The organism is Mycobacterium colombiense, assembly GCF_001953985.1.
In the GTDB taxonomy this organism is placed as follows: Bacteria; Actinomycetota; Actinomycetes; order Mycobacteriales; family Mycobacteriaceae; genus Mycobacterium; species Mycobacterium colombiense_B.
Genome location: NZ_MBEI01000082.1, coordinates 1 through 10439, shown reverse-complemented (window position 1 = coordinate 10439; position 10439 = coordinate 1). Strand labels below are relative to the sequence as shown.

Here is a 10439-nt window from a genome sequence, read left to right as displayed (position 1 = left end):
AGCGTGCCGCGCAACGGGTGCGAGCGCTCGTAGTGGTGTTCGTGACCGCACAGCACCAGATCGACCCGGTACTGGTCGAACAGCGGCAGCCATTCCTCGCGGATGCCCAGGTCGGCCCCGTTCGTCTTGTCGGCCGTGGAGATCGCCGTCTGGTGCATGCACACGACGATCCAGTCGATGTCCGGGTCGCGCCGGGCCGCGGCGAGTTCGTCTGCAAGCCAGCGCTTTTGCTCGCCGCCGGAGTAGCCGTGCACGTAGAAGTTGCCGCCGTCCTGGAAGGCGACGTCGTCGTTGCTCAGGCTGATCACCCGCACCGAGCCGGCGGTGAACGAGTACCACATGCCGCGGGTCTCGGGGCTCGACCCGGAATCGGGTACCGCGAAGTAGGCCTGATATGCGCCGTAACCGATTGGCCCGTTACCCAATTCGTTCTCGTGATTGCCGGCCGCCGGCATCCAGGGCCGGTATCGCGCCGAGCGGGTGTTGTTCTCGAACCAGTTCGACCAGGTGCGCACCCGGTCGCGGGCCAGGTTGGCGTAGCACAGGTCGCCGTTGATCAGGTTGAACAGCGGCCCCATCCGTTCGATCGCCATGGTGGTGTCGGCCGCGGCCGGCGAGCCGATGTTGTCGGTGGCGTACCTGCCGTCGGGCATCTTGGCCAATGCCGGTGTGGACTGGTCGCCGAAGCTGGTGAACCGCAGCGGTTTTCGGCCCATCGGCGCGGTTCGCACGGTGCCCTGTTCCGGTTCGGCGCCGTCGTGCAGCGCGGCGTACACGTAGTCGGTGTCCGGGGTGAGGTCGGTCAGCCGGGCGTGGTTGACGCGAACTTCGGTGCCCGACTTCGCGTCCCGGTAGGTGCGGGTTTGCGCGGCGATGGTGCGGCCGAAGCCGGACGTCGGGGTCCCGAGCAGCACGCGCGGATTGCGGACCGCGTCGGTGGTGTGCCACGACACCACCACTTCGGTGCCGGCGTTCTTCCCGAACTGCAGGTGCAGCCCGCCGACCGGCGGTGCGCCGTGGCGATCGGGCTGCAGCCAGGCCTCCGGGCCCCGCGGGCGCGACCACAGCAGGACGGCGCCGCCCCCGATGCCCACCCCAAGCGCGGCCGACACCGCACCGGTCGTCAGCAACCGGCGGCGGGTCACCGAAGTTTCGGCGCTCTCGGCCCGTTTGGGCGCCGGAGGCGTCTCATCGCTCATGCTTGCTTCATACCCGAGGCGGGCAACCGCGGGCACAGCTGCCGGTAAACAGCGAACCGCCGCTAACGAATCCGGTAGCGTTTTCGATATGACGAACGTGCAAAGGACAGCGAGCGCGATCTCAGCGGTGACGCTGGCAATGGCTGCGGGGGCGGTGCTGACGCCGGCGACGGCGCATGCGGATGGTCACCAGGTGACCTACACCGTGACCAGCCCCAACAACCTGACCGCCAACGTCTCGTACGTGAACGCCGACCCACCCAGCCAGGCCGCCTTCAGCGCGGACCCGTCGAAGTTCTCGACCAGCGTGCAGGCCCCGCTCAGCGGCGGAGCGCCGGTCACCTACACCGCCACCCTGGCGAACCCGAAACAGTTTGCGAGCATCACCGCCAGTGGCATGCTGCACTGGCCGGATTCCGGCAACGGACCCGCCCAGTTCCACTGCGAGATCGCCGTGGACGGCCAGGTGGTCGCGCAGCAGGACGCCACCACCACCGTCACCTGCCGACCCAGCTAGTCAGCCGGCGAAGACGGATCGGCGGCCGCCGGATCGGTTTCGCTGATGGCGAACAGGCCGCTGCAGAGTGAGAACAGTGGCTCGATCATCGGTGCACGCGCAGCGCCAGGTAGTACTCGTGCTGCCGGGTGCTGTCGACGGTGTAGCTCACCGCCGTCGCCAGGCCGTCGTGGTCGGACTCCAGCCACCGCTCGGTGTGCTGGTGCTGAAACTCGGTCCAGGACGGCACGGTGAACCTCTCGAGGACCGCGTCGGGGTCTTCGATGCTGTGATACAGCCGCCAGCTGTGTCCACCGGTGCGCAGCCGCGATCGCCGCACGGCGCTCATCGCCTTGACGAACTCTTGAAGCTTGTCCGCCGCCACCCGATAGCGGATGGCCACCAGGACCGGCCCGTCGTCGGGGCAGGGTTCGAAGACGACCATCGGCGACGGCCACGCCCTGGAGATGTCGCGGCTGAGCTTCCCGGTGGACGGCCGCAAGGGGAGAACGGCGACGCTGAGGGCGGCGGCGCCCAGGAACGCGGCCGACACGATGAGCGCGAGATCAAGGCCCGCCCGGGTTGCGATGGCGCCCCAGAGGTACGAGCCGAATGCCTGGGATCCCGTGAAAACCAAGAGATACACCGACAATCCGCGGGCCCGCACCCACTGCGGCAGGTGGAGTTGCGCCGCGGCATTCAACGTCGTCAAGGTGATCAGCCAGGTCGTCCCGGACAGCACCAGAAGCGGCGCCGCCGCGGCGAACGGCAGCCACACCACGGCGAGTGGCGCAAGTGCGTACCCGGCGGCCGAGATGGCCAGCAGGGCGTTCGGTGGCACCTTCCTGCGAAGCGGCGCGGGGACCGCGACGGCGAGCACCGCGCCAAAACCTATGGCGCCCAATGCCACACCGTAGCCACCGGCCCCCAGGTGCCACCGGTCGGCGGCGGCCACCGGCAACAGCGCCAGCAGCGCCGAGGCGGGAAACACGAAAAGCGCTGTGCGCAAGAGAATCCTGCGGAAAATGGGGCCGTTGGCGACGTACCGTAAGCCGGTGACGATGGCCTGGCTGAAGTGTTCCCGTTCGACGGGCGGCTCTTGTCTGGGTCGGCGCCACGCCGCCAGGGCGACGATGATGCCGGCGAAGGAGATCGCGTTGATGGCGAAGACGGCTGCGGGGCCGGTCGCCGCCAGCACCACGCCGCCGATCGCGGGCCCGACCACGCGGGCGATGTTCACCGAGACGCTGGCCAACGTCGCCGCGGCGGGAATCTCCTCGCGCGTGACGACCTCGGGCTGAATCGCCTGCCAGGCCGGCGCGGTCAGGGCGGAGGCGAAGCCGACCGCCAAGGTGAACAGCAACAGTGACGTCGGGGTAAGGGTGCCGAGGAACGTCAGCACGGCCAGGGCCAGCGTCACCACGACCGCGTACGACTGCAGGAAGATCAGCAGCCGCCGCCGGTCGAAGAGGTCGGCCAGCGCCCCGGCGAAGAATCCCAGCAGCAGCGTCGGTCCCAGACTCGCGGTTTGAACCAGGGCCACGATGACGGGACTGCTGTGGTCTTCGATCAGGAACCATTGTGCGGCGACGCTTTGCATCCAGGTCCCGACGTTGGAGACGAACTGCGCGATGAACAACGCGCGGAACACGCGGTTGCGCATCGGTGCCCAGGCGGACGCTTGCGGGTCCTCGGCTTGCGTTGACGGCATACGGCAACGCCTTTCGCGTCAGCGGGAGGAAGCGGTGGGGATAGAAGTCTAGGACACAAAGGTGTCGCGGCGGGCGCCCGGCTCGGCATGCGCGACGACGACGACTTCGGCGCGTTCGGCGCCGACCGCCCGGATCTTGTGGCTGACCGAGGCGTCGAAATAGGCGCTGTCGCCCGGCTCGAGGGTGAACGTCTGGTCCCCGTAGTCGAGTTCGACGGTTCCGGCGTGCACGAACATGAATTCCTGGCCGGCGTGCTCGGGATGGGGATCGTCGGCAAGCTGCTCCGTCGGGCGAACCACGAACGGCGACATCGACTTTCCCAGCAGCGACGAGGCGAGCACCCGGTAGCGCTCACCCTCGGCGTCGCCGGCGGCACGCTCGACGGTGATCTTCTCTTGCGCCGCCTCCTCGGAGAACAGCCGCCCCACGTCGACGTCGAGGGCCTTGGCGACCTTGAGGGCCACCGCGATCGACGGTGTGCTGCAACGGCGTTCGATTTTGGACAGGTAGCTCTTGGTCAGTCCGGTCTGCCGGGCCAGCTCCTCCAGGGTGAGGCCGCGTTGCTTGCGGACCGCGCGCAGCAGTGCGGTCACGGGCCACCCCTCTCATGACACAAGGTTTCCTATAGTGCTATTATTGTGTCACACGTTCGCGCCGAGGGAGCCGATTATGGCCAGCACGTTCACCGAGTCGAAGTCCGAACTGATGCGCCGGGCTGCCGAGCAGTTGACGGCGAACGTCGCCGATTCGCAGTTGACTACCCGCCAGAAGCTGGCCTTGACGTGCCGGGCGCTGTTCGACGCCGGGCATGACTCCGGGCTGGCCGGGCAGATCACCGCCCGGGCCGAGGCGGACGGCACCTATTACACCCAGCGGCTGGGCCTGGGGTTCGACGAGATCACCGACGGCAACCTGCTGCTGGTCGACGAGGACCTCAACGTCCTCGACGGGGACGGAATCGCGAACCCCGCCAACCGTTTTCATAGCTGGATCTATCGCGCCCGGCCCGACGTCCAGTGCATCGTGCACACCCACGCGTTTCACGTGGCGGCGTTGTCGATGCTGGAAGTCCCGCTGATCGCCTCGCACATGGACACCACGCCGCTCTACGACGACTGCGCGTTCTTGCCGAAGTGGCCGGGCGTGCCGGTCGGCAACGAGGAGGGCGAGATCATCAGCGCCGCCCTCGGCGACAAGAAGGCGGTGCTGCTGGCGCATCACGGCCACGTCATCGCCGGTGCCAGCGTCGAGGAGGCGTGTTCGTTGGGAATCCTCATCGAGCGCGCCGCCAAACTGCAGCTGACCGCCATGGCCGCAGGCACCGTCAAGGAACTACCCGAGGAACTGGCCCGCGAGGCCCACGACTGGACGCTGTCACCGCAGCGCAGCCGCGCCAACTTCGCCTACTACGCCCGCCGGGCTTTGGCCCGGCACCCCGACGTGTTGACCAGCTGAACCCGTTATCCGCCAACCCAATTCGAGGAGCCCGCTGTGGCGCAAACGTCCACGCCCAAGATCCACGGCATCATCGCCTACCCGGTGACCCCGTTCTCCGAGAAGGGGATTGACACCGAAAGGCTGGCCGCGCTGGTCGAGCGGCTGGTGTCCGCCGATGTGCACGCGATCGCGCCGCTGGGCAGCACCGGCGAGCTGGCGTACCTCGAGGAACCCGAAGTCGACACCGTCGTCGACACCACCATCGCCACCGTCGCCGGCCGCGTCCCGGTGATCGTCGGGGTGTCGGATGTGACCACCGCCAAGACGATTCGGCGCGCCACGTACGCCCAGCAGGCCGGGGCCGACGCGGTGATGATCCTGCCGGTGTCCTACTGGAAGCTCACCGAGCGCGAAATCTTCCAGCATTACCGCAGCATCAGTGACGCCATCTCCATCCCGATCATGGCCTACAACAACCCGGCCACCAGTGGCGTGGACATGCCTCCCGAGCTGCTGGTGCGCATGTTCGAAGGCATCGACAACGTCACGATGGTCAAGGAATCCACCGGTGACCTGACCCGGATGCAGCGCATCGGCGAACTGTCCGGCAACCGGCTGCCCTTCTACAACGGCAGCAACCCGCTGGTGCTCGACGCGCTGAAGGCCGGGGCGTCCGGATGGTGCACGGCCGCACCGAATCTGCGGCCACAACCCTGCATCGACCTCTACGAGGCGGTGCGTGCGCAAGACCTCGACACCGCGCAGAAGCTCTACGACGACCTCAAGCCGCTGCTCACCTTCATCGTCGCGGGCGGATTGGCCACCACCGTGAAGGCCGGCCTGGAGCTGCTCGATTTCCCGGTCGGCGACCCGCGGGCGCCGCTGCTGCCGCTCGACGAGCAGGGCCGCGCCGAATTGCGGGGCTTGCTGGTCTAACCCAAGTCGGGCGCGGAGAAGGTGTCGCACTTGTTCGGGTCACCGGTCTGGTAGCCGATGGTGAACCACTTCTGCCGCTGTTCGGACGAACCATGCGTCCAGGACTCGGGGTTGACCCGGCCGATGGATTCCTTCTGGATCCGGTCGTCGCCCACCGACGCCGCGGCCGAGAGGGCATCGGAAATGTCCTTGTCGCTCAACGGTTCCAGGTAGGGCACACCGGTGCTCTCCTGCTTGACCGTGGAGGCGTAGTGCGCCCAGATCCCGGCGTAGCAGTCGGCCTGTAGCTCGGTGCGCACGCCGTTGCCGCCGGCGCCCTGCGCACCCTGCTGCGAGCGGCCCAGCAGACCCTGCAGGTTCTGCACGTGGTGACCGTACTCGTGGGCGACCACATACTCCTGGGCGAACGGCCCACCGCTGGAACCGAATCGATCGACCAGCTCCTTGAAGAAGTCGGTGTCGAAATACGCCGTCTTGTCCACCGGGCAGTAGAACGGCCCGACCGCGGTGGTCGCGTGCCCGCAGCCGGTCTCCACCGATCCGGTGAACAGCCGGACGTGGGGACGGGTGTAGCCGTGCAGCAGCTGGTGCCACACCGCATCCACCGAGTTGCCGGTCGCGACCACGCGGCATTGAACGTACTTGTTGGCGTCGGCGCCGGTCTTGCACTGGCTCAGGTCGAACCCGGGCGCCGAGTAGCCACCGGTGTTGGTCTGCGGGGAGTTCATCACGCGGCCGGGATCGACGCCCAAGAACAGCGCGCCGATGAGAATGAGCAGCCCGAGGCCACCACCCCCGACGGCCATTCCCATGCCGCCCCCACCGGACGAGGACGCGGTGCTGGTGTCGATCTGCATGCCCTCGTTGAAGGTCATGACGCTCTCCTAACGTTGCCGGGTCGCAAGGGAGTCGGTGTAGCTGCGCAGGTTGCGCAGGTAGCGGCGCAGGGCCAGGTTCAGCAGCGGCCCCACCACGACCATCGCCAGCTTCGCCGGCCCGGCCGGTTTCTGGGCCATGGTCCACGTCAGCCGGCAGCCACCCGGGATGACCTCCACCCGGTAGTCCTCGGCGAAGGCCGCCACCGATCGGGTCGAGCATTCATTGAACCGAAATGCCATGTGCGTGAACGGTTCCCAGGCGAGGAACTCCTCGTTGCCGACGATGCCCCCGCGCATCTCGACGACGCGGGTGGTCCCGACGCCGCGCGGCTCGGGGCTGGTCCACGTCACCTTGGTGATCACCTTCGCCCACCGCGGCCAGGACTGGGCATCCGAGAGCACCTCGAACAGCTGCTCGGGGGTGATGGCCAGGTCGACGCTGTTACGGAAGCGGAAGGGTGCGGTGTCGGTGAAGTTCGTATCGACGCGCTCGCAGGGGAACATGACAACAACTTAGCCGGGGCCGTCGCTGGCCGCGGCCAGTAAGGGGACTATGACGTCGCTGATCGGCGTGGCCAGGCCGTGGGCCCGGCCCTTGCGAATGATCACGCCGTTGCGGATGTCCCATTCCATCGCGCGCCCATGTTCCGCGTCGGTGAGGATCGACGTGCTCATGTCCTCGGCGACGTTGCGGAACATGTCGACCAACTCGTCGGCCACGCCGTCGGCCAGCCGGGCGCCCTCGGCCCGGGCGACCGCCAGGCATTCGGCGACATAGCGCCGCGACAGCTCGGCGACGTCGTCGCGGCGGAACATCCCGGACCGCCGCCGCGCCAGCGCCATGAACCCGGCCAGCGCGTTGGTGAGCAGCTTGTGCCAGGCCGCGGTGAGGATGTCGGGGTCGCAATCGACCCGGCAGCCGGCGCCGCGCAGCAATTGGGCGACCGTCTCCGCAGACGGCCCGCTGGGCAGCACCAGCGCCGCCTCGGTGCGCAGCCTCACCCAGCCCTCGGGCTGGGCCTGGGCCGAGTACCACACGATCCCGGGGACGACCGGGGACAGCGGGCAGTGCGGCTGCACCTGCTCGACCTGCTCGACACCGTTTTGCAGCACCACCACGATGGTGTGGACGTCGCACAGCCGGGCCAGCCAGCCGGCCGCCGCGTCGTTCTGGGTGGCCTTGACGGCCAGCAGAACCACGTCCACCGGCGCGGTCACCTCGGCGGGATCGGTGCGCACCGGCCCCGGGACGACGATCGGGTCGGCCCCGTCGGGCCGCAGTTCGATGGCGTCGCGCGCGGTGCGACCGCACACCATCACCGGGTGACCGGCCCGATACAGCAGCGCGGCGACCGTCGTGCCGACGGCGCCGGGACCGACCAGGGCGATGTTGGTAGCAGCATCTGTGGCGATGCCACCGAAATTACCTCCTTTAGACTGGGCACTCGTTCTGGCCAGTGAAAAGGAGTGTTTCGTGCTGCGCAGTCACGCCGCGGGTTCGCTGAGAAGTAGCGACGCCGGGCAGCAGGTGACGCTGGCGGGCTGGGTGGCACGTCGCCGCGACCACGGCGGCGTCATCTTCATCGACCTGCGCGACGCCTCCGGGATCGCCCAGGTGGTGTTCCGCGAGGCTGACGTGCTGGCCCAGGCGCACCGGCTGCGCGCCGAGTTCTGTGTCGCGGTCACCGGTGTCGTCGAGATCCGGCCCGAGGGCAACGCGAACCCGGAGATCGCCACCGGCGACATCGAAGTCAACGCCACCACGCTGACCGTGCTGGGGGAAAGCGCGCCGCTGCCGTTCCAGCTCGACGAGCCGGCCGGCGAGGAGCTGCGGCTGAAGTATCGCTACCTGGACCTGCGCCGCGACGGTCCGGCCGAGGCAATCCGCTTGCGCTCCAAGGTGAATGCCGCCGCGCGCTCGGTGCTGGCTCAACATGACTTCGTCGAGATCGAGACCCCGACGATCACCCGGTCGACCCCGGAAGGGGCGCGCGACTTCCTGGTGCCGTCCCGTTTGCACCCCGGCTCGTTCTACGCGCTGCCGCAGAGCCCGCAGCTGTTCAAGCAGCTGCTGATGGTGGCCGGCATGGAGCGCTACTACCAGATCGCCCGCTGCTACCGCGACGAGGATTTCCGCGCCGACCGCCAGCCGGAGTTCACCCAGCTCGACATGGAGCTGAGCTTCGTCGACGCCGAGGACGTCATCGCCATCTCCGAGGAGATCCTGAGCGCGCTGTGGGCGCTGATCGGGTATGAGATCCCGACGCCCATCCCGCGGATCAGCTACGCCGACGCGATGCGGCGATTCGGCTCCGACAAGCCCGACATGCGCTTCGGGCTGGAGCTCGTCGACTGCACAGACTTCTTCAAAGACACCACATTTCGCGTCTTCCAGGCACCGTACGTCGGCGCCGTGGTGATGCCCGGCGGGGCTTCGCAGCCGCGGCGCACGCTGGACGGCTGGCAGGAGTGGGCCAAGCAGCGCGGTCACCGCGGACTGGCCTACGTGCTGATCGCCGACGACGGCACCCTGGGCGGCCCGGTCGCCAAGAACCTGAGCGACGCGGAACGTGACGGGCTGGCCGCGCACGTCGGGGCGAAGCCGGGGGACTGCGTCTTCTTCTCGGCGGGCCCGGCCAAGCCGTCGCGGGCCCTGCTCGGGGCCGCCCGCGGCGAGATCGCGCACCGGCTGGACATGATCGACGCGCAAGCCTGGGCGTTCGTCTGGGTGGTGGACCCGCCGCTGTTCGAGCCCGCCGACGACGCGACCGCCGCCGGCGACGTCGCCGTCGGGTCGGGGGCGTGGACCGCGGTGCACCACGCGTTCACCTCACCCAAGCCCGGCCACGAGGGCGGCATCGAGACCGACACCGGCAACGTGCTCGCCGACGCCTACGACATCGTCTGCAACGGCAACGAGATCGGCGGCGGATCGATCCGTATCCACCGCCGCGACATCCAGGAGCGGGTGTTCGCGGTGATGGGTTTGGACCACGCCGAGGCCCAGGAGAAATTCGGATTCCTGTTGGAGGCCTTCACCTTTGGCGCACCCCCGCACGGTGGGATCGCGTTCGGCTGGGACCGGATCAATGCGCTGCTGTCCGGGGTCGACTCCATCCGCGAGGTCATCGCCTTCCCGAAGACCGGCGGCGGCGTCGACCCGCTCACCGAAGCGCCGGCGCCGATCACCGCCCAGCAGCGCAAGGAGTCCGGAATAGACGCCAAGCCGGAGAAGGTTGAGCGGGCATGACCGAAGAAATGCCTGACACCGGCACCATCAATGCGTTCAACACAAGCATCATCGACGAATTCCGCGCGAACCAAGGCAAGGTCGGCGGCCAGTTCGAGGGCGCCAACCTGCTGCTGCTCCACACGACGGGCGCCAAGTCCGGCCAACCCCGGGTATCGCCGCTGGCCTACTTCCGCATCGACGGCAAGCTCATCATCATCGGCTCCTTCGCCGGCGCCCCGGTCAGCCCGGCCTGGGTGCACAACCTGCGGGCCAACCCGCAGGCGCGGGTGGAGATCGGTACCGACACCTTCGATGTCACCGCCCACGAGCTGCCCGCCGACGAGCGCGCCGCGCTCTTCGACAAAGTCACCGCCGCCGCGCCCGGCTTCGCCGAGTACCAGGCCAAGACCACCCGGGTGATTCCGCTCTTCGAGTTAAACCGGACCTAGCCGGTGGGCGCTTCGCGGCGAGCGGTCCCATCGCTGGTTCTCGCCGCGGCGCGCGCGGGCAGCAAACGGCTGCGGCTGGTCTGGTTCAACCTGGTGCAGA

At 68.3% G+C, this 10439-nt stretch carries 11 protein-coding genes; 5 read left to right on the top strand and 6 right to left on the bottom strand.

Annotated features, from left to right (window positions below; all coding sequences use genetic code 11):
* A partial coding sequence (locus A5732_RS25950; RefSeq protein WP_076103765.1) for a purple acid phosphatase family protein occupies positions 1–1199 on the bottom strand: 1199 nt, incomplete at its 3' end.
* 88 nt (positions 1200–1287) lie between these two features.
* On the opposite strand from A5732_RS25950, the gene A5732_RS25945 reads away from it, so the two are divergent.
* On the top strand, positions 1288–1716 hold the full coding sequence (locus A5732_RS25945) for a hypothetical protein (RefSeq protein ID WP_065053268.1): 429 nt from the start codon (positions 1288–1290) through the stop codon (positions 1714–1716).
* A gap of 85 nt (positions 1717–1801) precedes the next feature.
* Here the strand turns inward: A5732_RS25945 and A5732_RS25940 are convergent, their stop codons facing one another.
* Both A5732_RS25940 and A5732_RS25935 read right to left on the bottom strand, forming a co-directional pair.
* Positions 1802–3406 (bottom strand): MFS transporter, encoded by a 1605-nt coding sequence (locus A5732_RS25940; protein ID WP_076103763.1) that lies wholly within the window; start codon positions 3404–3406, stop codon positions 1802–1804.
* A 48-nt stretch (positions 3407–3454) separates the two neighbouring features.
* Positions 3455–4000, bottom strand: a complete 546-nt coding sequence (locus A5732_RS25935; protein WP_076103761.1) for a helix-turn-helix domain-containing protein — start codon at positions 3998–4000, stop codon at positions 3455–3457.
* Positions 4001–4076: 76 nt separating this feature from the next.
* Between A5732_RS25935 and A5732_RS25930 the strand changes: the two genes are divergently transcribed.
* On the top strand, positions 4077–4862 hold the full coding sequence (locus tag A5732_RS25930; protein ID WP_076103758.1) for an aldolase: 786 nt from the start codon (positions 4077–4079) through the stop codon (positions 4860–4862).
* A 36-nt stretch (positions 4863–4898) separates the two neighbouring features.
* Positions 4899–5780: a dihydrodipicolinate synthase family protein gene (locus A5732_RS25925; RefSeq protein ID WP_076103756.1), complete on the top strand. Its 882-nt coding sequence runs from the start codon at positions 4899–4901 to the stop codon at positions 5778–5780.
* Here A5732_RS25925 and ypfJ read toward each other — a convergent pair.
* Genes ypfJ through A5732_RS25910 form a run of 3 tightly spaced genes read right to left on the bottom strand, consistent with a single transcriptional unit; the run spans position 5777 to position 8071 of the window.
* Positions 5777–6655, bottom strand: coding sequence for a KPN_02809 family neutral zinc metallopeptidase (ypfJ, locus tag A5732_RS25920; protein ID WP_076103754.1), 879 nt, complete (start codon positions 6653–6655; stop codon positions 5777–5779). The genes A5732_RS25925 and ypfJ overlap by 4 nt on opposite strands.
* Positions 6656–6664: 9 nt before the next feature.
* Positions 6665–7162 carry an SRPBCC family protein gene (locus A5732_RS25915; RefSeq protein WP_076053301.1) on the bottom strand — a complete coding sequence of 166 codons (498 nt, stop codon included), beginning with the start codon at positions 7160–7162 and terminating at the stop codon, positions 6665–6667.
* Positions 7163–7171: 9 nt separating this feature from the next.
* The gene (locus A5732_RS25910; protein WP_216351594.1) at positions 7172–8071 is read right to left on the bottom strand and encodes an oxidoreductase; all 900 of its coding nucleotides are present in this window, start codon (positions 8069–8071) and stop codon (positions 7172–7174) included.
* Here A5732_RS25910 and aspS point away from each other — a divergent pair.
* Complete coding sequence (aspS, locus tag A5732_RS25905) at positions 8070–9908, top strand: aspartate--tRNA ligase (RefSeq protein WP_142256681.1); 1839 nt, start codon at positions 8070–8072, stop codon at positions 9906–9908. The genes A5732_RS25910 and aspS overlap by 2 nt on opposite strands.
* Positions 9905–10339 (top strand): nitroreductase family deazaflavin-dependent oxidoreductase, encoded by a 435-nt coding sequence (locus tag A5732_RS25900; RefSeq protein ID WP_076053296.1) that lies wholly within the window; start codon positions 9905–9907, stop codon positions 10337–10339. Before aspS ends, A5732_RS25900 begins: the two co-directional genes overlap by 4 nt.
* Positions 10340–10439 lie beyond the last annotated feature (100 nt).